Origin of the sequence: Asaia astilbis JCM 15831, assembly GCF_000613845.1 — a bacterium.
Taxonomy (GTDB): Bacteria; Pseudomonadota; Alphaproteobacteria; order Acetobacterales; family Acetobacteraceae; genus Asaia; species Asaia astilbis.
Window position 1 is genome coordinate 23,058 of the sequence record NZ_BAJT01000011.1, and the last position, 23,395, is coordinate 46,452.

The 23,395-nt window shown below is 59.0% G+C and carries 20 protein-coding genes and 3 pseudogenes; 7 read left to right on the top strand and 16 right to left on the bottom strand.

Annotated features, from left to right (window positions below; genetic code table 11):
• Nucleotides 1-66: 66 nt before the first annotated feature.
• The 6 genes and pseudogenes from JCM15831_RS09270 to JCM15831_RS09295 all read right to left on the bottom strand — a co-directional run bounded on the left by JCM15831_RS09270 (nucleotide 67) and on the right by JCM15831_RS09295 (nucleotide 5,883).
• Nucleotides 67-954, bottom strand: coding sequence for an HWE histidine kinase domain-containing protein (locus JCM15831_RS09270; RefSeq protein WP_025824059.1), 888 nt, complete (start codon nucleotides 952-954; stop codon nucleotides 67-69).
• Nucleotides 915-1,421, bottom strand: a complete 507-nt coding sequence (locus JCM15831_RS09275; protein WP_025824060.1) for a hypothetical protein — start codon at nucleotides 1,419-1,421, stop codon at nucleotides 915-917. The genes JCM15831_RS09270 and JCM15831_RS09275 overlap by 40 nt, the downstream gene beginning before the upstream one ends.
• On the bottom strand, nucleotides 1,412-1,936 hold the full coding sequence (locus tag JCM15831_RS09280) for a hypothetical protein (protein WP_035774210.1): 525 nt from the start codon (nucleotides 1,934-1,936) through the stop codon (nucleotides 1,412-1,414). The genes JCM15831_RS09275 and JCM15831_RS09280 overlap by 10 nt, the downstream gene beginning before the upstream one ends.
• A 190-nt stretch (nucleotides 1,937-2,126) precedes the next feature.
• Nucleotides 2,127-4,186: pseudogene (locus JCM15831_RS17955) on the bottom strand (M13 family metallopeptidase).
• Between the two features lie 134 nt (nucleotides 4,187-4,320).
• Complete coding sequence (locus JCM15831_RS09290; protein WP_025824062.1) at nucleotides 4,321-4,959, bottom strand: Dabb family protein; 639 nt, start codon at nucleotides 4,957-4,959, stop codon at nucleotides 4,321-4,323.
• A 99-nt stretch (nucleotides 4,960-5,058) separates the two neighbouring features.
• Nucleotides 5,059-5,883: an acyl-ACP desaturase gene (locus JCM15831_RS09295; protein WP_025824063.1), complete on the bottom strand. Its 825-nt coding sequence runs from the start codon at nucleotides 5,881-5,883 to the stop codon at nucleotides 5,059-5,061.
• Between the two features lie 105 nt (nucleotides 5,884-5,988).
• On the opposite strand from JCM15831_RS09295, the gene bioB reads away from it, so the two are divergent.
• A complete protein-coding gene (gene bioB / locus JCM15831_RS09300; RefSeq protein WP_084490636.1) occupies nucleotides 5,989-7,032 on the top strand; it encodes a biotin synthase BioB in 1,044 nt (347 codons plus the stop codon).
• A 138-nt stretch (nucleotides 7,033-7,170) separates the two neighbouring features.
• On the opposite strand, the gene JCM15831_RS09305 is transcribed toward bioB, so the two are convergent.
• On the bottom strand, nucleotides 7,171-9,366 hold the full coding sequence (locus JCM15831_RS09305) for a TonB-dependent receptor (protein ID WP_084490643.1): 2,196 nt from the start codon (nucleotides 9,364-9,366) through the stop codon (nucleotides 7,171-7,173).
• Between the two features lie 207 nt (nucleotides 9,367-9,573).
• Between JCM15831_RS09305 and JCM15831_RS09310 the strand changes: the two genes are divergently transcribed.
• The 4 genes from JCM15831_RS09310 (at nucleotide 9,574) to JCM15831_RS09320 (ending at nucleotide 11,617) form a co-directional block, all read left to right on the top strand.
• Complete coding sequence (locus tag JCM15831_RS09310) at nucleotides 9,574-9,852, top strand: hypothetical protein (protein WP_025824066.1); 279 nt, start codon at nucleotides 9,574-9,576, stop codon at nucleotides 9,850-9,852.
• Nucleotides 9,852-10,733 (top strand): PepSY-associated TM helix domain-containing protein, encoded by an 882-nt coding sequence (locus JCM15831_RS20230; protein ID WP_051528426.1) that lies wholly within the window; start codon nucleotides 9,852-9,854, stop codon nucleotides 10,731-10,733. The genes JCM15831_RS09310 and JCM15831_RS20230 overlap by 1 nt, the downstream gene beginning before the upstream one ends.
• A 90-nt stretch (nucleotides 10,734-10,823) precedes the next feature.
• Nucleotides 10,824-11,312, top strand: coding sequence for a hypothetical protein (locus JCM15831_RS20235; protein ID WP_198024291.1), 489 nt, complete (start codon nucleotides 10,824-10,826; stop codon nucleotides 11,310-11,312).
• Nucleotides 11,309-11,617, top strand: coding sequence for a hypothetical protein (locus JCM15831_RS09320; RefSeq protein ID WP_025824067.1), 309 nt, complete (start codon nucleotides 11,309-11,311; stop codon nucleotides 11,615-11,617). Before JCM15831_RS20235 ends, JCM15831_RS09320 begins: the two co-directional genes overlap by 4 nt.
• A 37-nt stretch (nucleotides 11,618-11,654) precedes the next feature.
• Here the strand turns inward: JCM15831_RS09320 and JCM15831_RS09325 are convergent, their stop codons facing one another.
• Genes JCM15831_RS09325 through JCM15831_RS09350 form a run of 6 tightly spaced genes read right to left on the bottom strand, consistent with a single transcriptional unit; the run spans nucleotide 11,655 to nucleotide 17,210 of the window.
• Nucleotides 11,655-12,149 carry a hypothetical protein gene (locus JCM15831_RS09325; RefSeq protein WP_156938813.1) on the bottom strand — a complete coding sequence of 165 codons (495 nt, stop codon included), beginning with the start codon at nucleotides 12,147-12,149 and terminating at the stop codon, nucleotides 11,655-11,657.
• 55 nt (nucleotides 12,150-12,204) lie between these two features.
• Nucleotides 12,205-12,441 (bottom strand): hypothetical protein, encoded by a 237-nt coding sequence (locus JCM15831_RS09330; protein ID WP_025824069.1) that lies wholly within the window; start codon nucleotides 12,439-12,441, stop codon nucleotides 12,205-12,207.
• On the bottom strand, nucleotides 12,438-13,352 hold the full coding sequence (locus JCM15831_RS09335) for an MlaD family protein (protein WP_232228094.1): 915 nt from the start codon (nucleotides 13,350-13,352) through the stop codon (nucleotides 12,438-12,440). The genes JCM15831_RS09330 and JCM15831_RS09335 overlap by 4 nt, the downstream gene beginning before the upstream one ends.
• A gap of 50 nt (nucleotides 13,353-13,402) precedes the next feature.
• Entirely contained in the window at nucleotides 13,403-14,104 is a 702-nt protein-coding gene (locus JCM15831_RS09340; RefSeq protein WP_025824071.1) for a P-loop NTPase family protein, read from the bottom strand.
• Nucleotides 14,101-14,907, bottom strand: a complete 807-nt coding sequence (locus tag JCM15831_RS09345; RefSeq protein WP_025824072.1) for an MlaE family ABC transporter permease — start codon at nucleotides 14,905-14,907, stop codon at nucleotides 14,101-14,103. The genes JCM15831_RS09340 and JCM15831_RS09345 overlap by 4 nt, the downstream gene beginning before the upstream one ends.
• Nucleotides 14,904-17,210, bottom strand: a complete 2,307-nt coding sequence (locus JCM15831_RS09350; RefSeq protein WP_025824073.1) for a cache domain-containing protein — start codon at nucleotides 17,208-17,210, stop codon at nucleotides 14,904-14,906. The genes JCM15831_RS09345 and JCM15831_RS09350 overlap by 4 nt, the downstream gene beginning before the upstream one ends.
• A gap of 157 nt (nucleotides 17,211-17,367) precedes the next feature.
• Between JCM15831_RS09350 and ygfZ the strand changes: the two genes are divergently transcribed.
• Together ygfZ and hisI are read left to right on the top strand one after the other, a co-directional pair.
• On the top strand, nucleotides 17,368-18,165 hold the full coding sequence (gene ygfZ, locus JCM15831_RS09355; RefSeq protein ID WP_035774211.1) for a CAF17-like 4Fe-4S cluster assembly/insertion protein YgfZ: 798 nt from the start codon (nucleotides 17,368-17,370) through the stop codon (nucleotides 18,163-18,165).
• Nucleotides 18,162-18,584 (top strand): phosphoribosyl-AMP cyclohydrolase, encoded by a 423-nt coding sequence (gene hisI / locus JCM15831_RS09360; RefSeq protein WP_025824075.1) that lies wholly within the window; start codon nucleotides 18,162-18,164, stop codon nucleotides 18,582-18,584. Before ygfZ ends, hisI begins: the two co-directional genes overlap by 4 nt.
• A 23-nt stretch (nucleotides 18,585-18,607) precedes the next feature.
• On the opposite strand, the gene lpxB is transcribed toward hisI, so the two are convergent.
• From lpxB to pheS, 3 genes and pseudogenes are all read right to left on the bottom strand, one after another.
• The gene (gene lpxB, locus JCM15831_RS09365; RefSeq protein ID WP_025824076.1) at nucleotides 18,608-19,813 is read right to left on the bottom strand and encodes a lipid-A-disaccharide synthase; all 1,206 of its coding nucleotides are present in this window, start codon (nucleotides 19,811-19,813) and stop codon (nucleotides 18,608-18,610) included.
• Between the two features lie 6 nt (nucleotides 19,814-19,819).
• Nucleotides 19,820-22,278: pseudogene (gene pheT / locus JCM15831_RS17965) on the bottom strand (phenylalanine--tRNA ligase subunit beta).
• Between the two features lie 4 nt (nucleotides 22,279-22,282).
• Nucleotides 22,283-23,352: pseudogene (gene pheS, locus JCM15831_RS17970) on the bottom strand (phenylalanine--tRNA ligase subunit alpha).
• Nucleotides 23,353-23,395 lie beyond the last annotated feature (43 nt).

The following is a 23,395-nucleotide window of genomic DNA, read 5'->3' on the forward strand; positions in this document are numbered from 1 at the left end:
GATTGGCAAGAGGATAGTCCGGGTTTCGCCGTTTCACCCTGCCAGACGGATCGGCCTGTCCGGCGATCAGTTATCCCGCGCCTGCTGCAAAGGAAGCGTAAAGACGGCATCACATCCCGTCTCGGGATAGCAGAGCGTGGCCGATCCCTGATGACCGAACCCGGCCTTGAGAAGACGCGTCCCAAATCCTGACTGATGCGGCGGTCCAATGACCGGCCCTCCCTTCTCCAGCCAGTGCAGGGAGAGCGTCTCACCCGCTCCATTGTCCACAATCCTCCAGACAAGACTGACCTCGCCGCCTTCGACGCTAAGCGCTCCATATTTGACCGCATTCGTGCCGAGCTCATGCAACATCAGACTCAGTGTCGTCGACGTGTTGGGCCCCAACGACACGCGAGGTCCCTCGAGACGACAGCGCCCGATCGGAGCGACACGCATCAGGACTTCCTGAGCCAGCGTCTCAAGGTCGCCACGTTGCCATTCCTGACGCATGAGCAGGTCATGAGCCGAAGCCAGCGCGATAAGTCGCTTTTCAAAAGCTTTTACGGCGTCACGGTTCTCGACCCCGCGCAAACTCTGATTGGCCAGAGCCTGAACAAGAGCCAATGTATTCTTGAGCCGATGGGCCAGCTCCTGATGCATCGTCTCCTGATGCGCCCGCGCCTCCAGCGACGCAGCGGCCGCCTGAGCGCGATCGGTTACGGCACGCAGAAATGCCAGTTCCTGGTCGGACCAGTCACGAGGCTTGCAGCACTGCACAAAAAGACAATGTGTCAGACGTCCCTGATGCAGGATCGGCATCAGGAGCTGTGCCCTGATCGCATCTGCCTCCGCACCCTCGTCCCTGACGCAATCGAGCCAGATGTTATCGCGCGCTGCACGCACAGCCAGCAATAACCCCTGCTCGAGTCCATTCAGCGCCGTCTTGTACTCTGCACGGTCATAAACACCCACCGAACTCGGCGTGACCGCTCCGTGCCAATCCTGCGAGACCCTGAATTGCGCCTCATCATTGCCTTCGAACTCGGCACGCCTGCACGATCAGCCCCCAGCGCGTCGCCCAAGGCACTCGCCGCTGCACGATAGGCGTCGAGTGGCGTTCCGACCTCACGCAGGGCGTCGCCGAGCATGACCATGGCTGACAGGCGGTTGGTGGCAATCCGATCCCGCGTCATGTCCTCCAATGTGCCGATCATCCGCCAGGCGTTACCCTGCTCATCAACCTCGACTTCCGCACGGCGCCGCACCCAGCGTCTCGTCCGGTCGGCAAGGTTTTCGACCGCGAAATCGGCCTCCTGCAATCGGATCTCGCTACTTGTACCTGCTGCGAAACGCATGAGGTCGGCGTCGGGCACGGGCATGCAGCGAAGAAAGGCGTCGATCGAGCACAGCTTACCCGAGGGTACGCCAGTCAGACGCACAAGCTCGGAGGAGAGGGAAATAAGATGACTGCCGTACCTGATCTCGAAAGTCCCGATACCGGCAGGTCATCGATCGACGGCAGAGCATCGGTGCCCGAAGCGCGTGACGGGGCCGCGCTATGTCTGGACGTCCCGGAACGCTCCAAAACCTGCCCGATCTGCCGGGTCAGCGCGTCCAGACCGTTTCTGAGAGACGGTGATCTCGGATCGAGACAATGGCAGGTCAGAATACAGAGCGTGCCGCGCTCTTCTTGTCCGGTCAGACTCAGGGGCAGGCGTATCTGAAAAGCGTAGCGCCAGGGTGCCTGCGCCAGCTCCCCCAGAGGAGGCAGCACCTCCATGAGGAACGGACGATCAGGCGGCGGCGCGGGAATAGCAAGGCGGTCTGGCAGCGGGCCGAAACGCGCCACTACTTCCAGCTCACCCCGATTGGGCCGGGCGATATAGGCAGCAGGGGCTCGCGCCATCGCCGCAGCAATGGACAGGAGGTCGGAGAGATCGCGCTGACGCATCATGATGCGCCAACACGGTCGGATGGAAGCGGATCGGTCGTCTCTTCTGCCGGAGACAATTCCCTTTCCGTTTTGTGAGCAACCATCGGGGAGTTATCACCTTCCCAAACTTCAACGCGCCACACCCCTCTCCTTTCACGAGATGAGAAGAAGAGGAGGCGACGCGACAGGATCACGATCTGGAAATCGTTTATTACCAGATCTTAACCCGATCCTGCGGGGAGAGATAGAGTTTCTCACCCGACTTCACACCGAAGGCCTCATACCATGCATCGATATTATGCATCGGGATGTTGACCCGAGCCTCCGGAGCCGAGTGAGGATCCGTTACGGCCCGGTTGCGGATCGAATCGTCGCGCAGCTTCTGACGCCAGACCTGCGCCCAGCCCAGAAACACGCGCTGATCACCTGTGAGACCATGGACGACCGGCGCCGGCTTGCCATGCAACGAGGCATGATAGGCGTCGAGTGCCAGAGTCAGACCGCCGAGATCGGCAATGTTCTCACCCATGGTCAGCTTGCCGTTGAGATGCACGCCAGGCAGCACTTCGAATGCGTCGTACTGTTTGCCGTATTTATCAGCCAGCGCCTGGAAGCGCTTGACGTCATCAGGCGTCCACCACTGATGGAGACGTCCATGCTCGTCATATTGGCGCCCTTCGTCATCGAAGGAATGGGTCATTTCATGACCGATCACCCCACCAATCGCACCATAATTGACCGCGGCATCACCTGTGGGATCGAAGAAGGGCGGTTGCAGAATGGCGGCCGGGAAAACGATCTCGACCTGGTTCGGGTCATTATAGGCATTGACCGTCTGCGGGGTCATGAACCACTCGTCGCGATCGACCTTCTTGTCGAGATGGCCGAGATTATACGCCCAGTCGAACGCAACTGCACGGGCCGCATTGCCGTATAGATCGCCCGGCTTGACGACCAGACCGGCATAATCGCGCCATTTATTGGGATAGCCGACCTGGATCTCGAAATTCTGCAGCTTGCGCCCTGCAGCCTCACGGGTCGCTGGTGCCATCCAGGCGTTATGCGCCAGACGATTGGCGAAAGCCGCCTTCACGTCACGCGTCAACTCGGTGATCCGCGCTTGGCAGCAGGCGGGAAATAGCGGGCGACATAAACCTTGCCGATTGCCCAGCCCATTGCATCTTCAGTATGGCTCACGGCCTGCTTCCAGCGGACGGGGAGCTGGGGCGAGCCTTCGAGTTCATGATCGTTGAAATCGAAAGAGGCCTGAACGAAAGGCTGGCTGAGATAGGGCGATGCGTTGCTGGCCAGATGGAAAGCAAGCCAGGACCGGATCGTCCCGTAATCGGTCGTCGTGAGAATCTTGGCCATCCCTGCGAGCGCCGTCGTCTCACCGACAACAAGACGACGCGCGTCCAGACCCTCAGCCGGGATTCCCGCCGACGTCAGAAACGCAGCCCAGTCGATCCCTGGCGCTTTTTTCGTCAGCTCGGCCACCGTCATGGGGTTGTACACCTTGACCGGATCGCGCTGCTCGATACGGGACCACTCAACCTTGGCCAGCTCTGTTTCAAGGGCCACGATCTTCGCTGCAGATCCCTGCGCCTCAGGCCAGTCGATCAGGCTCAGTGTCTTGGCAATATAAGCCTGATAAGCCTTCTTCTTCGAGGCGAAGTCGGACTTCAGATAATAGTCGCGATCAGGCAGACCCAGCCTGCCCTGACGCAGCAGCAGCGCATATTGGCCCGGGTCATTGTCATCCGCGTTGATCATAAGCCCGAACGGCGCGTACTGAAATCCGGATGCCGATTTGCCAAAGAGCACTGCGAGCGATTGAGGATCTTTGACAGCACGCACCGCGTCCAGATCCGCCTTTAGCGGGGTCGCTCCAAGCTTATCGACCTGAGCAGTGTCGAGAACAGCCGCGTAGAACGCGCCCAGTTTTTCTTCGGTCGTCTTGGGGTCAGCGGCCGGATGCTTGCCCGCCTCAGCCAGGATGGACTGAACACGCTCGCGCGCCGTGTCTGCAAGAATGACAAACGGCCCGAAAGACGAGCGATCCGCCGGGATCACGATATGCTTGAGGTAGGTCCCGTTCGCATATTGGAAGAAATTATCCCCGGGCCTGACGGCCTTGTCCATGCCGGACATATTGAAGCCCCAGCTCGGGTCATAGGGCTTGGCTTTGACAGGTTCAGAGGCGGCCTTGGACGCAGCCGTCTGTGCCTGAGCCGAAGAGAGGGTCGCAGAAGACACTGTCAGAGCAAGCATGCTGACAGCACCGAGCCAGAGCGAAGATGCGCGTTTCAATTTTCCGGTCACAAGTCAGCCTTTTCAACAAAACATCGTCATGTCCCTTCCCTCACGGGTCGGGACATCCTCAGCAACGTTATGACAGTTTTTGTTTAGCGGCGAGTCCGTGCAGCCGAGCTGTGCTGACAGAGCTTCTCCGCCGAACGATTGAGATCCGCCGAGGCCAGTACCCTGAAGTCGAACACAACAACCTTGTCGATCGCAGGCGCTGCAAAGCTCTTGAAAGCCTCATGCGCTGGATCGAACCAGGCGGGGTCTGTAATCACGGGCTTGCCCACATAAAAGTTGCGGTCGCCCTCGGAAGCGAAGGTCACGATGAAGGCCTGCTGCAAACCAGCATCGACCCCCTCACCACTATTTTGTAGACCCGTTTCGATCGTTTTTACGGGATGCGTTCCGTCAGGCCGACGTGAATCCTGTGCCAGTCTGAGGAAACGTGCCGTGATTTCGGCGCGCATCGCCGCGGTCACACCCGGCTTGTAGCGAAACATGACGACATGGCGCAGCAGACCAGGACGCCAGCTAGGCGACGTAAACGCAGGCAGACCGATTTGTGCGGCAAGCTGGCGGGCTGCAACTGTCCCGCTATCGACCACAGGAAGTGTGGCCATTGGCCCTGAAGAGGCAATCGGCAGGGAATAAGGGTCGGCTTTGGCTGGTGCTGCGGCGAGCATCAGAGCCGTGCCAGAGATAAAAACTCCCAGAAGGGAGAGGCGTCCAGAATGAAACATGACGGCTAACGCACTCCACGGTGATAGTCCTGTCTGATCCTAGAACAGGTTCTCACCGGGAGAGGGCTTAAATTCGCCGTAGGACAAAAAACGCTTTTGTTATGACGCCGTCAAAGACCGTCTGAAGCGTCGGGCCTTGATCTGGATGAGTTGGTACATCGCCTTTGCGACCAGAACCTGAATCCTCGAATGCGGCGTAAAGCCGATCGTCTTGAAAATCATGCTGGTGACACGATTGATGTGCTTGGGCTGATAGCAGTCCATCGCCCGGGCCATATAGGCAGCGATGCATTTCTTGTGGTCGTAAGGCGTGCTGGTCGACATGTTTGTCGTATAATAGGCCGTTGCAAGCTCATCGTCCTCGCTCTCGGTGACCCGCCCGAGAGCAATCTTCGTGCGTTGCCAGACACTCAGCTTCTCACGCTTGAGATAACGATTCATGTGATCGTAGAAGAGTTTGAAGTGACGATATTCATCTGCAGCGATCTGCTTGCAGATGGCCTTGAGCACCGGCTCTTCCGTTGCATCGGCCATCGCCGTGTAGAAAGACGACGTTCCCGTCTCGACCATACAGCGCGCAATCAGTTCGCCTGTGCGCGATCCGCGGATCGACGCATCGACATCCTGCTCGATATGATAGGTCGCGCGATAGCGCTCGAACGCCTTCATGTAATCCCAGCTCGGGTCCGCAAGCATCGCCCATTTACCGAGCGCATCGCCATGCTGAACCTCCTCGATGGCCCAGTTATCCGCCGCCTGACGGAAGTCCGGGTCGCCAACGAAGACGTTGCCGAGATAGACTGCGTAATCGAGCCCGTTGCGCTCGACGACCGCCGCAGCCTTGATGACCGGAATGATTTCCGGGTCCACACGGGATGCATCAAAAGCATCCCAGTCCATCTGATCGATGCGCCAATGTTTCATGACGCCCTGATGACATGCCCGGATCGTTTTGGGTAGACACTTCGCACAGGTGCGTGACAAGCGCACCCATACTGTGGCATCGCTGCCGGAAATTTCCGTTTTCAAATGCTTTGGAGCCATGCCCCGCATGTCCCTCGACACCCTGACCCGCGATCCGGTCCTTCCCCGCGAAACCCGAACCCAGGCGGTTGGCAGCCCGAGATCAGACATGACTGGACACGCGATGAAGTGGCGGCCCTCATCGACCTGCCCTTCCCCGAACTGATCTTCCGCGCCCAGCTGGCTCACCGCGCCTATTTCGACCCGACGCGCGTGCAGATCTCCACGCTGCTTTCGATCAAGACGGGCGGTTGCCCGGAAGATTGCGCCTATTGCCCGCAGAGCGCGCTGCACGAGAAGAGCGTCAAGGCCGAACGTCTGATGGCGCTCGAAAAGGTGCTGACCGAAGCGCGCGCCGCCAAGGCTGCCGGAGCCGGTCGTTTCTGCATGGGTGCCGCCTGGCGTTCGCCCAAGGAACGCGATCTCGATACCGTCTGCGCCATGATCAAAGGCGTGAAATCGCTCGGTCTTGAAACCTGCGTCACGCTCGGCATGCTCGATGGCGATCAGTCACGCCGCCTCAAGGAAGCGGGGCTCGACTATTACAATCACAATCTCGACACCTCACCTGAGTATTACGACAAGATCATCACCACCCGCACCTATCAGGACCGTCTCGACACGCTCTCGAACGTGCGCGATGCCGGGATCAATGTCTGCTGTGGCGGCATCGTCGGCATGGGTGAGGATGAGAGCGATCGAGCAGGGCTGATCGCGTCTCTGGCTTCCCTCCCCCAGCATCCCGAGAGCGTGCCGATCAACCTGCTCGTCCGCGTGGAAGGCACACCACTGGCAGAAGCCGAAGCGGTCGATCCGATCACCTTCGCGCGCGTCGTGGCCGCTGCACGGATCACCATGCCTGCCAGCCATGTGCGTCTCGCCGCCGGTCGTGAGCTCATGAGCGACGAAGCCCATGCTCTGGTCTTCCTTGCCGGTGCAAACTCGATTTTCTGCGGCGACAAACTATTGACCACGCCCAATCCTGCCGAACATCGTGACCGCAAGCTTTTGGCAAACCTCGGTATGAAGCCGATGACCGAAGGTCACTGAGGTTCAGCTCTCCTCGGGAGGGTTTCTGAAAACAAAAAGGCCAGTCCCTGTTACGGGGACTGGCCTTTTTGTTTGAACGGTTACCGGGGCTCTGCCCCACGCCCCGGAAAGGGGCAGAAGCCCCTTTCATCCCTGGATTTAGAAATCTGCTGTGATTGAGAACTTGAACGTACGCGGCAGACCCTGAAGCAAGTATCCCCCGAAGGCACTCTCCCAGTAACGGGAATTCGCAATGTTATCGACACCCAGACGGGTTGTGATCGCCTTGTGCTCGACCACAAAGCTATAGCGCGCCCCCAGATCGAAACGCGTCCAGTTCGGCACACGCAGCGTGTTAAGATTATCGACGTACTGATGTCCTGTGTGGATCACACGGCCTGTCACTGTCGCCCCACGGAGGAAAGGCAGATCGTATTCAAGGTTACCATTGATCGTATAGCCCGGCACCCCGATTGCACGATTGCCATTATAGAGACCACCCGACGTGCGACGCTGGTCTGCGTCGATAATCGACGTACCGCCATTGAAACGCAGCCCCTTGATGATTTCCCCGTTTACGGTGAATTCGATTCCACGGTTACGCTGCTGGCCATTCACCGCGTAGAGGAACTGTCCTGTATTGCCCAAAGGAACAGCGTACGCATTGGGTTTGTCGATCTGGAAAAGCGAGACCGTCGTGGAGAAACGGCCGATATCGTATTTCGCCCCGACCTCATACTGAACAGACTGATAGGGCGGGAACACCTGTCCAAGATTGACGACATTGCCACTCGCCGCCGGAACCTGAGAAAGCCCCTCGATCCGGTTGAAATAAATCGATGTCTGACGCGTCGGATGCACAACCAGCCCGACAACAGGGGTGAAAGCTCCCTTGTCATAGGACGTCGGATCGCCAACGCCGTAATTATATCCGACTGCCTTAATCGACTGATAGCGGAAGCCTGCAGTCAGTGCCACGCGATCATGGAACGCCGATACCGTGTCTGAGAAAAACAGGCTCCAGAGCCGGGTACGGCTGTTCAGTTTCGGATTATCGATGTTTCCGCCGATCCAGGTCTCTGGCTGCGCGGACCGGTAATAGGTCGGATGATACAGGTTCGTGCTCTGATTGGTCAGGGCAAAAGCATACGCCGTCGCCGCATCCTCCCACAGCCCCGATCCACCGGCATTGATCTCATGCTTCAGACCGACCGTATGGAAGTGGGCGCGCAGGCCTGCCTGCGTGCTCTTGTTTGTCTGGACGTAAGGGACGTACATCGCGCCATTATAGGCGGCGCCCGTCTGGCTGTTTGTAACGGTGACGCTTCCGTAATCGCCCTTTTCATTGCCTCCAAGACCACCGAATTGGGCGTAGCTTGTCAGGTAATCGGTAAAGTCATGCTCGATTTTGAGCTTACCGTAGATGTAGTTCAGCTCGGTATAGGTCCAGGGCTGCCCATAATTTGCGCCAGCACCCGGCACCTTGGGAACGCTTGTCACACCGCTCAGAAAGACGCCGCCACGTCCGCCGTTCACGCCCTGATTTTCATAGGCCATGTCGATCGTGACGCGTGTCCGCTTCGAACTGTCATGCCAATCGAACCCTCCACCAACTGCGACTTGGTGGCGCTTCTCGCGATCGATCGCGCTGACGCCACTGCGTCCGGCGACATTGATACGCACGCCGAACTGCTTGTCCCGTCCGAAGCGGCGTCCGACATCGATTGCCCCACCGCCCATTGAGGAGCTGGTGTAATCACCTGTGACACGCGTCAGCGGCGTGTCACCCGCATGCTTGAATTCGAGATTGACGTTACCGCCCTGAGCAGTACCGCCGGGAGCCGCGCCGTTCAGAAAGGCACTCGCGCCGTTCAGCACCTGCACCTGATCGTAGAGTTGGGGAGAGACGAGCTGGCGCGGCGTAATGCCATAAAGGCCATCGATGGAGACGTCATCGCCATAGACCGGAAAGCCGCGAATGACGAACTGCTCGGAGAAATTACCGTAGCCGTATGTGGTGCGCACGGTCGGGTCGTTCATCAGAACTTCACCCAGCGTCTGGGACTGCTGGTTCAGAATGAGGGCAGACGTATAACTGCGCACATTAAAGGGCACGTCGAGGCCCTTCTTGTTGCCCAATGCGCCGAGATTGCCGCCTGACTTGACCTCCATACGGTTCTGGCGCTGTGCCTTGACCTCGATCTGCTCATCATTCGTGAGGGCTTGCGCCTTCTCACTGCCACTCATGCGCGTGCCGGAGGCCGGAGCATCTTTACCTGATTTTGACTGAGGATGTGCTTGAACCTGCGTTTGAGCATGTCCCTGACCGTGACAAAGCACAGAGGTAGACAGCATGAGCAGGCTGGAGAGCGCGACATAACGTGAGCGCTGCCCAAGGAAATTGAGGTTAAGCAGGGTCTGGCTGTTCAACAGGGTGGTCTCATTGACAAGGGGTAAATGACGCGGTCAAATAGACGCGATTAAGAAACGCTCGCAACTAAACTTTGGCCCGGCTGGCGGTATGCTCGTCAGGATACAGGAGCCCTGTTGCACAGGAACCACATGAAAAAGAGTAGCACCAAGAAGGATGCGAGATGGCTTACTCGCGCCAGGACGCTCAGGCTCGTCTTTGGGCTCGCAGTTGTTTATCTTTCAGCCGTCGGCGCGATCTGGCTGTCTCGACATTTCGGTGGCGAATCGATGTTGATCATCGGGTTTCTCGGTGCTTTCATCCTGATGCCCGCACTGCTTTTGTTGATCTTCACGATCCCTATGCGCCGTCGCCGTGACGTCGTCCGGTGTCTCGCCTTTCTTACGCCCTGCCTCGGATGGTGCTTCTAATGCGTGATACACTTCGCGCCCGTATGGTCTGGCTCCACGGATGGGTCGGTTTTCTCGGCGGCCTGGTCTTGGTTGTTGTCTTTACCGGTGGATCTCTGGCTCTCTTCGACACCGAGCTGACACACTGGATGCAGCCGGAGCTCTCACGCAGTCTCGAACACCCTCTGAGCGATGACGCGCTCAATACGGTCGGCAAACTGGCGCAGGAGATGCGTCAACAGGGCGAAAATGCCTTCATCACCCTCCCCAGCGAACGTGATCCGATGCTTCGTATCTTGCATTTCACCGGCCACGCCTTTGTTGGCTCGGTCTATAACGCAGCAGATGGCTATCCCATTCTCACCCGCGAGACCGCAGGTGGGCAGCTTTTTTACGACCTGCATCACTCGCTCTATTACGGCCCTTTCTGGGGGAATATGGTCACCGAGATCGCCGCCGTGGGACTTCTGGTGGCTGTCGCCACAGGCATCATCATCCATTTCCGCAGCATTTTTGCCGATCTGCTGCTCTTTCGTCCTTTCGCCACCAAGGCGAGGGCCTGGATGGATGCGCATATCCTTGCTGGGCTGCTGTTTCTGCCTTTCATGGCCATGATGGCCTACACAGGCGCGGTCATTCATGCCCCGAGGCTTTTTCCCATGTTCGGTGGCGCCCATCATGGTCATGAGCGCCCGGCAAGACAGCATGCTGGTCAAGGCCAGGCCCTGACTCCTCCTTCGCTCGCCCCCCTGGCCCCGATGCTCCATAGGGCAGAAGACATCTTTGGCCCTGGCTCGATCGTTGATCCTTTTCGAGCGGGGCACAGTGTCAATGACAATGGCCGATTCAGCGACACTCGCCATGACGCGGGATCATGTGACGTTTTCCGAGCGCGACGGTAAGCAGATCAGCATCACACGCACACCGGACACACTGCACCGCATCACCGGAATCCTGCGTGGACTTCATTTCATCCGGTGGGCGCTCTCCCCTTGCGATGGCTCTATTTCATTTCAGGCCTTGTTGGCAGCGTCATGATGTCCGGTGGGCTGATTCTGTTTCTGATGAAGCACCGGGCCAAAAAGAGAAGAACATTCCTTTTTCGTCTGGCCGAAACGCTCACCATCGCCGTCACAACGGGACTGCCCCTCGCCTGCCTTGCCTATCTCTGGGCAAACCGGCTTTTCTGGTCCGACCTGCCTGATCGCAGTCTCTTCGAGATCAGATCCTTTTTCATCATCTGGGCTCTCTCGCTCATCCACGCGGCCGTCAGAAACTTCACGGGACGCCCGCAGAAGGGGTGGAACGAGCAATGCTGTGTCTTTGCGGCTTTTGCCCTCGCTCTCTGCCCGCTTGATTTCATCACCCGAAACGTCAACAGCTTTCTGAGCGGCTTTGATGTTTACAAAACGGTGGACCTCACCGCCTTGTGCCTCGGTGCAATCGCCCTCTTCATCCATCGCAGGCTTATCGCCTTATGATCATTATCGTTATTGCGATCTCATTCTGGTCCGTCGCCCTCTTCGCCCATGCCATGCTTCAGCCCAAGATGCTGCGCGTGCTGACGCTCACGCCGCCTCCCCGGCTGCCTCTGCAACTGAGCCGCATCGTCTTGCCTGTTCTGGCCGTGTTTCTATGTTGGCAGCTCCCGTTTCCTTACGGGGTTCTCGCATGGTTCGGGACAGCCTCTGTCGGAGGCATCCTTGCGAGCGGATTTCTGACCTATCTGTCGGCACGCAACATGAAGCGCCTTGGGCTTCTGGACAAACCCTCCCCCACCCCCTGAACGACAGTCATGCCGCGCACATGATGAAACCCACGGCTCAGGACTTGCTGTCAGCCTGAGCTCTGCTCTCCGAGGCCCGCCGGGCATATCCTGCCGCCCGTTCTGCCTGTCCCGCTCCTCGGGCGGCGCGAGCCGCGCAATCCAGCCCACGTGCCATTCCCCGATAATCGAGACTGTCACGCCGTGCCGTAACAGCCCTAAGTGCATCCGTTTCGGCTTTACCAAAAGCCCCCTGACTCATGGCCAAGCGTGAGTCGATTTCGGCACGATCCGCCTGTTCCAGCAAGGGCGGCTTTGCAGAATGCGGGAAGGCTTTCGCCACTGCCGCAAGGGTCGCAACATCCTTCAAACCATCGGCAGCCAGGCCCGTCAGAAAAAGATGTCGCTCTTTCAGCGCAGGATCGCTGGTCGTGATCTTACGGCCCGTTTCCAAGGCTTGCTGATACGCCTCAAGGCGACAATACGACGCCATGGCGACGAGCTCCAGCTCCACGCCCGGTTGATCGCCCCGCAGTGCCAGATCCCCTCGCACGCGGGCCACCGTTGCGAGGCTGCACGCGCATCGTTCATCCCGAGCTGGGCAACGCCTAGATTATACCTGCGTCACTGAGGGCTTTGGCATCGTCACGCAAGAGCGCCCGTCCATAGGCAGCCTCGAATTGCGTTTTCGCCTGACTGGCACGTGTCATGTCGAACGCTTCACGCCCGACATCCATGGCATTGGCATAATCCTGATCGGGACGCGCTGCATTCTGGTCGACAGCACCGGAACAAGCCGTCAGCGCCAATGCGAACATTGCACTCGAAGAGAGAAGCCTCTTCATGGCTTGATATCTCCTGCACGCAGTTTCTTCGGCGTGTCCTTGCTGCCACTCCCCCCCAAAATCCAGAGGCTGCGCAACTGATCGGTCAGTTGCTTGAGGCTGTTTGCTGTCGCCTGAGCCTGGGTCAGCAGAGCGGGCAGTTGAGCACTCGTTTCATCCAGATGGGACATCGTTTCCTTGAGCTGAGGCGTCGCCTTTTTAACATCAGCGCTGCTCGACCTCAGATTACTCATCGTCCCTTCGGTCTGTTTGAGAACGCCCGACACCTGTGCCTCGATCGGTTTCAGACGCTCGATCGAGTCCTGAAGTGACTTCACAACAGCATCCGCATGGCTGAGCAGCCCGTCATCCATGACCAGCCCGCCGATCGAGCCTTTTCCGGAGCGAATGGCTGCTGTCACCGCAGCAAGATCGGCCATGATCTTGTCCGCATTCTGCAGGCTCGGCATGATGCCAGCACGAATATCGCTGATGGTCTTGGTGATCATGTCAGCGGGGTTGGGTTCGACTGTCGCTTCGAGCTCGGCGAAGCCCCAATCCATTTCCGGCCCCTTACTCCGCTCAAGCTCGATATAGCTCGCGCCAGCGACGACAAAGCGGTGCCGAATGATCGCGCGGCTATCCTTGCGGATATAGGGTTCGAACTGGGGGTCGATATCCGCAATCGCATACATATTGCCATGGGGGTTGATCTTCACGGCGCGGATCGACCCGATACGGATGCCCATGAGCTCGATGTCATTACCGACGGCAAGACCTGCAATGCCGCTCTCTGGCAGATTGAAATGCAGCTTGCCCGAGGGGGTCAGCCAGTCACGCAGAACGCCCGCCTCGATGATCGCAAAAATGAAGAGGCCAAAGGTCGCGACCACGAGAATACCAACCCACTCATCGGCATAACGAACGCGCATGAGCGGGCGGGAAGATCCTGCGTTGCCTGAATTGGAGCGAACTCGAAACATCACATCACCTTCTTCATCGGGAGCAGCCCCTCGTCGAGCAGCCTGAATCGCTGCGTCCCTTCCGCATTATATCCGCGCCACATATCCGGCTCGCGCGAGAACCAGATCACACCACAGCCTCGCTCACGCGCTGCCGTAAGCTCAGCAAGAAAAGCGGTCATCATATCGGCGGTATCCTGTTCCACAGGGTCCTCGAGCAGGAGCAAGCGGGGCTCTCCCATGAAAGCGCGTACACAGGCAGCCTTGGCCCGATCGGCTGTGCTGAGCCGGCTCGGAGGCAGGCTCGGGAGCCCCGGCAACCCGAAACGACGCGACAGGGCAATGGCTTCGTCGACAAGGTCCTGAGTCGGCGTGCGGGTATGGTGCAGCTGCTGCAGGAGAATATTGAGATCGGCTCCGAAGAGATCGATCCAGGCTCCTTGCTGCATCACCCGTCCGATCCTGCCCCGTAACGCCCAGGCCCGTCTTTCGGCGAGAGCCTGCCAATCGAGCCCGAGACAGAGAGCCTGCCCTGAAGCCAAGGGCGTCAGGCCGGAGCAGAGATCAGCAAAGCGCGAAGCGCGTCGTGGATCCCGACAGGCAATCAACATGCAATCGCCCGGCATCAGACGCAGCGAATAAGGAATGGCTGTCAGGCCGCTTTCACCGAAAAACGGTTGGGCCTCGCGGAGTTCCAGAACGGCAGAGAGATCGTCGTTCATGCGACAGTCACCCCGAGAATAACATTGACGACCATGATGACGAGAATGCCGCGCGCAAACCCGCGTGGAAGCAGCGTCGCCAAGGTGTCCGACCGCGTGGCGTCGAGCGCTGTGAGCTGGGTCGCAAGGCTGAGAAGGAAACCGCTGATAATCAGTTTGAGAGGAATACCGAGATAATCGATCGGGCGCATGGCACCGACGATATTATAGAGGAAAGTCCAGAGCGGCATCGTCAGGATGGAGTTGAAACGACACACGCCATAACCGACTGACAGCGCGATCACGCTGAACACGACGCCGAGCGTGAACGAACTCAGCATCATGGCGAGCGTCCGCGGCACGACGAGGGTCATGAAGGGGTCGATCCCCTGAGCCTGAAGCGCCCGCAATTCTCCCCCAATGGTGAGCTGCCCGATCTGTGTCAGGCTCAACATCGCGCTTCTGCCCAGCAAAATAACGCCCACCAGCACAGGCGCAATCTCGCGCACCAGAACGGTCGCGAGCAGCGAGTCAGTGGTGTCCGCCATCCCCGCAATGCCAAGCCAGTAAATTGCCTGAGCCACGATTCCGAACCCTGTCAGGGCCGCGGTGAACAGGGTGCTGAACAATCCCCCACCGGCAGCCTGACGAAGGGTCGTCTTGAACTCGTGCAAAACGGTCCGCCGCCAGGATGTCGGACGACACGCCTCGCTGACGACGCCCCAGCTTGCGCCGATCAGCATCAAAGGAAAGCGGACCTGCCGTCTCGTTAGCCCGCCCAGACCACCGAGGAAGCGCCGGTATAAAGGAAGATCGTCGCTCACCGCCGGGCCGCCAGCACATAGGTGTTCGTGATCCCAAGAGCCGGGAGGAAGAACATTCCGCGCGGTCTGAAGAGATAATAGTCGCGCAACAGGGCCCAGGCGGACTCAGACACCTGTATCGTGCCGGAATCCGGTGCGCTGATCGCGAGCAGTTCGGACGTCTGCGCCGCCTCACCCCAGACATTGAACACGCCAGGATCATCACCCAGAACCGCCCCGAAGGCACGGCCGACATCGAGACCAATTCTGAAGCTCGGCGTCAGATCCGCATCGGCGAGCGTAATCAGCGCGAGCTCACGCAAGGCCAGCACGGCATCGGCCACATGGCGCGCGGCCTCGCGATCCGGCCGCTGGGAGCAGCCTCCAATCAGCACAAGTCTGTTCCCCAGGATCTGCGCGGAAAAAAGCGTTTCGCGCTGAATGACTTCCTGAAATTTCTGCATCAGATCCTGCACCACAGGAATCAGATCCACTTCAGAATGAGACGTGGTGTCCTGAAAAAGGATCGTGGCAATCGGCACCATGCCATATTCGCCTGCAACAAGCGCATTGGTGGCGTCCTGTCCCGGAGCCGCGATAAATCCTTCGCTGAGCCTCGTTGCAATGGCCGAGGCTTCGTCTCGGAACGCCTCTTGCGGTTTTTTCGACCTTGTCTCGTCCGTGCGCATTGCCGCAAAGCGGATGGCGGCAATTTCAGCGACGATAGCGATGATATGCGACACAGCATGAGGTCTCACCGCGTCTTCGAGCACCACCATCCCGATCACCACGCCTCGCGCGAGGATCGGTTGGATATAGACGGATTTCGATCCGATTTGCGTCATGACCATACGCTGGAAGGTCCTGAGTCCTTCCTGAGAGGCGGCGTGATCGCTTTCGATCACATCACCTTCCATCAGCAACGCGAAGAAATTTCTCAGATCGTCATGGGATAATTCCATCCCGGCACTGTGTGCATCGCTAGAGCGGTCATAACTGTCCTCGCAGAGAAGCCGTTCGTCTTCACCGACCGAACGCCACAAGCCGACACGTCTTGCCTTGGCAAGCTCAGCGAGACGTTGCGTGAGCAAAGGCGCGTCCTGCGCAGGGTTGAGCAGATTGGGAGTACCAGCCAGCGCATTGAGAGCCTGACTTTCGGCCTTGACCTGTGCCCGCTCGAATCCGATCTGCCTCTGTAACCGCTCTGTCCTGCGATTCTGGCGCACCAAAAAGCCCGCAAGCAAGGCGGCGAGCACAACGATCACCAGAGAGAAAAGCAGGCCCTGGCGCCCGGCAGCCGCCGCAAATGCGGCGAAATCGTCTTCGGGCGCATTAAGCATCAAAATCCAGCCGGGGCGCGTGCGGTTCAGCGAGGCTGTGATGGCGACATATTTCTTGTCACGTGCGTCGATGAGACGAACACCGGCACCGTAGATGTGAAACAGCGAAAGCGCTCTGGTGAAAACCGGCTGCGTCTTCGGGTCCAGAAGCATCTTGTCGAACTGCCAGTCGGCCTTTCTCGCAACGTCGAGCAGATGACTACCCGCCACCAGCCGACCCTGCTTATCGACCACAACAGCCAACCCGCTTTTGCCGATTTTGATGGCCTGCAAAAAATCGGTGAGGCGATTGAGCGAGATATTGATCGCAAACACCGCCTGATGTCCGTCCGATGTGTGGAGCATGCTCGCCGCTGTCACGATCAGCTGCTCGGTGGTGGCGGTCGGATAGGGGTCGGACCAGTTCAGATCCGGATGCTCGAACGCGCCCTTGTACCAGGCACGCTTTCTGGGATCGTAGTTTTTTGCAGGGGTATCGGTTGTACGAACGAGCTTGCCGCTTTTGTCGTAATACCAATGACGAAAGACATTCTGGTCGCGCTGCAAATGGACCCATTCCATCCCGTCCGAGATGTTTTCGGGCGCGCGGTCAATGAACCAGAAAGATCCCCGATCGTCAGCGAGATAGAAACTCTCGACCTGCGTCACGTTACGCAGCATTGATGCCCCATAGGCCAAGAAGACTTCAGGAGGCGCATCGGTCACGGGATCGGCCAGAAGATCGCGCGCGACGACCGCCGTGGCTGAAGCCGGCGCAAGATAGTCTGTCACCTGCTGCGTCAGGTTTTTCTGTTGTTCCCGCAGAAGATCCTGAGAAAGCGCGATCACACCGCTACGTGTGGTCCGGTAGGAGTGCAGCGTGATGATGACGATGACAATGATGACAAGCACGACACCAAGAATGGGGCCGAAAAGCTCGATCAACCGACGCTTTCTCGTCTCTGCTTCAGGGTCCGCCGGATCGATAATCTCGGAAACAGACAAAAATCACGCCCCCCAGGATGTCCCCTCCCGAGGGGAATAACTTGTGTTGACCAGATAACGCGCCAAAATCGTTCACGTCGCTCGAATATATTCTCTCTTGTTTCCCGAGCCCGCAACCCGCATCTCCTTTCAATACTGTCCGAATTGGAGAACGATAATGGCAAGAGCGTGGCTCACAGACCGCACGGTCCTCCGTGCAAGCGGGCAGGACAGGGTCACTTTCTTACAGGGTCTTGTATCCAACGATGTCGCCGCAGCATCACCCGACAGGCTGGTCTGGGCGGGTTTTCTGACGCCGCAGGGACGCTATCTGTCGGATTTCTTTATCCGGCATGACGCTGACAGCCTTCTTCTGGATGTGCCCGCAGAGCATGCCGATTTTCTTCGGACCCGGCTCTCCCGGTTCCGTCTGAGGGCGGATGTACAGATCGAAGCGACAGATCTCACGGTGGAAGCGCTTTGGGACGGTGAGACAGTGCCGGACGCCCTCCCCGACCCTCGGCTCGAAGAAGCGGGACTACGCCGCCTCGTGCCGCGCCCTTCCGTCACGCCTGAACCCTCGATCGAGTCCTATCACGCTCATCGCATCGGGCTGGGTCTGCCCGACCCCAGCGACTGCGAAAGCGAAAAGACGTTGTTGATCGAAGCCAATTTCGACTGGCTGAACGGCATTTCTTTTCAGAAGGGCTGCTATATGGGGCAGGAACTGACAGCCCGCACCCATTATCGTGGGCTGGTCAAAAAACGCCTCGTGCCCGTTCGTGGCGATGCTGGATTACCACCCTCGGGGACGATCCTGAAAATAGACGGGCGCGACATCGGACAGATGTGCAGCAGCGCGGGCACCCGGGGGCTCGCCTTTCTTCGCCGCGAGGTCTGGTCAACGACAATCTCTCACGAAGAGCTGACCCTCACTCCCCTTCTCCCCGACTGGTTCAGAGACGAGACATCATGAGCTACCTTCCCCCCGATCGCGAGACCATCGAAAAGCTTCTCGATACGGTCCATTTCAATGAGAGCGGCCTGATCACAGCCATGGCACAGGCTGCCGAAGCGCCTCATGACCTGCTGATGCTGGCCTGGATGAATCGCGAGGCACTCGCAGAAACCCTGACAACCGGTCGGGTCTGCTATTTTTCACGCAGCCGCAATCAGCTGTGGCGCAAGGGGGAGAGCTCAGGTCAGACGCAGGCTCTCGTTTCCGCTCGGCTGGACTGTGACCGCGACGCCGTGCTGCTGCTCGTCCATCAGGAGGGCGTTGCCTGCCATACGGGACGCCGCAGCTGCTTCTATCATGAGATAACCCCACAGGGATTGCGCGACACGACAGCCCCGGAGATCCCGGCTGACCAGCTTTATGGCACCCAACCCTGAACGGGCGTCCTTTTCTGCCTGAATCAGGTTTGGGTTTTCGGGCCTGACGTTTTCTCGTCGAGAATACGCAGCACGGCCTCTGCTGCGGCGTCAGAAGGCGTGCCGTTATGGGCGTCTGACGCTGCGGGCTTCAGCTGCGCCATGATGAGATCGAACTCAGCCCTCTGGGCCTGACAAAGATCAGAATCCGTCAACAAGGCATAGGCAGACTGGGCAAGCTGCTCGGGCGTGCATCGTTCCTGAAGTAATTCAGGCACGACTTCGCGCCCGGCGAGCAGATTGACCATGGCGACGTATTTCACCTTGATCATCCGACGCGCCATGAACGCCGTGACCGGATTGACCCGATAGGCAACCGCCATCGGAACCCGCGCCAGAGCCAGTTCGAGAGTCGATGTTCCCGACTTGGTCAAAGCCGCCCCAGCTGCGGCAAAGGCATCATGCTTGTCATGAAGCTCTGTCACAATGATCGGCTTGACCGGCCATTTTGCGACCGCAGCCCGCACGGTCTGCGCGACCAGCGGCGACAGAGGGAGAACCGGACAGATATCGGGCAAACGTTTTTTGAGGAGGCTCAGCATCTTGCCATAGACCGGCAACAGGCGGGGCACCTCGGATCGACGGCTCCCGGGCATCAGGATCAGGATCGGAGCCTCGTCACTCAGCCCATGACGCAGGCGAAAACGCTTTGCGTCACCTTGATCGGCACCCGACTGCAAAACCGGATGGCCGACGAAATCGACTGCCACCCCCCGCTTGGCAAACCACTCAACCTCAAAAGGCAACAAGCAAAGCAGTCTGTCCCACAGTTCGGGAAACGTATGAACGCGCTTCTCGTGCCAGGCCCAGACTTGAGGGCCGACATAATGGATTTTCGGGACGTTCTGGTCGCGCAGTCGCTTGAGAAAACGCAACGCAAAGCCCGGAGAGTCGATTGTCACAATCAGATCCGGCTGGCGCAGAACCACATCATTGATCGCTTCATTGAGCCGTTGGGAAAGCTGACGGATGCGTGGAAGCACCTCGACCAGCCCCATCACGGCAAGGTCGCTCATCGGAAACAGGCTGGTCAGGCCCAGCGCCTCCATGCGTGGTCCGCCAATTCCGACAAAAATCAGATGCGGATCGCGCGCATAGAGCGCCTGCATGAGATGCGCACCGAGCACATCACCGCTGGCCTCACCTGCGAGAAGCCAGATGACACGAGGGGTGATGGCTGAGTGGGGCATGAAAACTCAGCGTCTCAGCGTCGCGCCGGTTGCTTGCAACTGCCGCAATGATCTTTTCGGAGACGGCGTCGATCTCCTCATCGGTCAGGCTGGCCTTGATCGGCTGAAGCGTGACCTCGATCCCGAGAGAACGATGCCCGGCTTCGAGCGATGCCCCTTCATAGACGTCGAACAACCGGACATCGCTGATCAGTGCCCGTTCCGCACCCCGAGCTGCCTTGAGCACAGCCTGGGCCTCGACTTGCGGCGCGACGATGAACGCAAAATCGCGACTGACCGGCTGGAAGGCGGAGAGCGTCGGCACCTGACGGCGCTTGACCTTGGGCAGAGGCACTGCGTCGAGACAGATTTCAAAAACGACCAGCGTGCCATCGATCCCCATGGCGCGGGTCACTTTCGGATGCAGCTCCCCAAAATAGCCGAGCACTGTCTTGGGTCCCTGACGGACGACACCAGATCGACCAGGATGGTAGTGACCCGGCGCATCCGCAGTGACGCTCAGTGCCTCAGCGGGCAGCTTCAGCACATCGAGAGCCGCCACAAGATCGGCCTTGGCATCCCAGAGCGACATCGCGCGTGCGCGCTCGCCCGGACGTCGAGGCGTCTCGCCCCCTCGCAGCCCTGCCAGAACGAGCTTCTGACCGTCTGCATGGAAGGATGGCCCGATCTCAAACAATGCCGCGTCGGAAAGACCACGGGCGGCATTACGCTGCCAGGCACGTACCAGATTGATGAGCGGCGTCGGGCGCATCTGGTTCAGGTCGGACGCAATCGGATTCAACAAGCGCAGAGCTTCCGGCGCACCACCAAAGAGCGAGGCATCTTCATGCGAGACGAAGGAAAACCCGACTGTCTCGACGAGACCACGCAGCGCACAGAGGCGTCGCAGCTCCCCAAGTCTTTTTTGGGCCGGAGTCAACGCCGGGGCCGCAATAGCGGTCTTCTGAGGCAGCGCGACAGAAGGAATGGAGTCGAGCCCGTGGATGCGGAGTACTTCCTCGATCAGATCATTTTCATCTTCGATGGCCTGAACCGAAGCTGCCGCTTTCTGCGCCTGATCGGCATCGAGATGAGCGGCCTGATCGAGCAAAACCCCGGTCGCAATATCGTTGCGCCATGACGGCACTGCGAAACAGGCGCGGGTTTCGTCGGCTTCCTTCACCGCAAAGCCCAGATGCTCCAGGATACGGGTCGCCTCTTCCGAAGCGATCTGCGCGCCTCCAAGGCTGGAGAGACGCTCAAAGCGCAGCCAGGCATCCCGCTGCCAGGAAGGAATGGCACCCGCGCTCGTCACATCACTGGCCTCACCCCCACAAAGGGACAAAATGAGGCGGGTCGCCGCTTCGAGGCCCGACAGCACCAGCGCCGGATCGACACCGCGCTCGAAGCGCTGGCGCGCATCGGTATGGACGGCCAGACGACGCCCCGTCAGTGCGAGGCGTACCGGATCGAAAAGGGCCGCTTCGATAAAGACATCGCATGTCTCATCGGACACCCCGGTAGCCTCGCCGCCGATCAACCCGGCAAGAGACTGCACCCCAGCCTTATCGACGATGACAAGGTCATCGGTTCCGAGAATAAGATCGCGCCCATCGAGCGCCCGAAACGTCTCACGCGCTGCACGGGTCAGCGAAAGCGTCGAACCGCTAATCTTTTCTGCGTCGAAGACATGGAGAGGGCGACCAAGATCGAAAGTCAGGAAATTGGTGATATCGACCAGCGCACTGATTGGCTTGAGGCCGATCGACTCCAGACGCTGACGCAGCCACTCAGGACTTGGTCCGTTCTTGACGCCCCGAACAAGACGCCCGGCAACGAACGGGCATGCCGCCTCGTACTGGATATCCCATGAAATCGGTGACGGGAATTTTCCCTCAACCGTATCGACCAGCCAAGGCTTCAGATGGCCGATTCCGGCTGCTGCCAGATCACGGGCGATGCCACGGACGCTCAGCGCATCTCCGCGGTTGGGCGTGATCGAAATGTCGATGACCGGATCGTCGAGATGCGCATAATCGCTATAGGCCTGACCGAGCACGACCGTCTCGGGCAGCTCTGCAATTCCGTCGGATTCGGCGCCGAGTCCCAGTTCGCGCAGGGAGCACAGCATGCCGCCGCTCTCCTGCCCTCTGATCTTTCCGGCCTTGATGGTAATATCGCTACCGGGAACATAGGTGCCGGGCGGCGCGAAAATGACATAGAGACCAGCGCGGGCGTTGGGCGCCCCGCAAACCACCTGCACTTTTTCATACCCGCCACCCGCAGCCACGACACAGACCTGCAAACGATCCGCATCAGGGTGGCGGTGTGCCTCGACGATTTTCGCAACGCGGAACCCCCGCAGTGTCCGCAGGATTTTCGACGCTCTCGACCTCAAGACCAATCGTATTGAGCGTGCTCACAATCTCATCGAGTGACACCGTGAAATCGAGATGCTCGCGCAGCCAGGACAGAGTGAATTTCATGGTCTCAGACTCCTTCTGCGAGGCTGGCGGAGGAGAGGGCGGAGAAGCCGTAATGGCGCAACCATCTCAGATCGCTCTCATAGAAGGACCGTAGATCGGGAATGCCGTTCTTGAGCATCGTCAGACGCTCGACCCCCATGCCGAAAGCAAATCCCTGCCAGACGGCAGGATCGAGGCCGCAATTGGCGAGGACGCGCGGGTGAACCATCCCCGAGCCGAGCACTTCCAGCCAGTCCGTACCGCCACCGATTTCACCTGTCTGGCGCGACCAGCCGATATCGACCTCCATCGAAGGCTCGGTGAACGGGAAATAGGAGGCGCGAAACCGCACGGGCAGATCAGGCTTGTCGAAGAACACCCGCAGGAATTCAATCAGACAGCCTTTGAGATGCCCGAGTGTAATGCCCTTATCGATGACCAGCCTTCGCATTGATGAAACATCGGCGAATGGGTGGCATCATGATCGGCGCGATAGGTCCGACCCGGAGCGATCACGCGGATGGGAGGCTCTTCATTCAGCATGGTGCGAATCTGCACACCCGATGTCTGGGTGCGAAGCACACGTGCAGGCGAGTCTTCTTCCGCTGACGGCAGATAGAATGTGTCGTGTTCGGTACGGGCCGGGTGATGGTCGGGCGTGTTGAGCGCCGAGAAATTATGCCATTGCGACTCGATATCAGGGCCTTCGGCAACGCTGAAACCCATGGCACCGAAAATCGCCGTCATCTCTTCGATCGTCCGGCTGATCGGATGCACAAGACCGAACGAGGTCGCTGGTGCCGGCATAGTCACATCGACCTGCTCAGACTTCAGACGCGCTTCCAGAGCGGCTTCTGCAATTTCCTGACCGCGTGTCTCGACGGCGCTGTTCAACGCATCGCGCAGACGATTCAGAGCCTGACCACGCTCCTTGCGCTCTTCCGGGCTCATCTTGCCCAGCTCCTTGAGCAGGCGCGTGAGACGACCGGACTTGCCCAGCACGCCAACACGGATGGCGTCCCATGCAGCGTGATCCTGCGCTTGCGCCAACGCTTCGAGAGTTTCGCTTCTCAGCGTTTCAAGATCATCGCCCATTATCGCCTGTCCCATCGTTCGTCCGGTACCGTTAAAAAAGAAA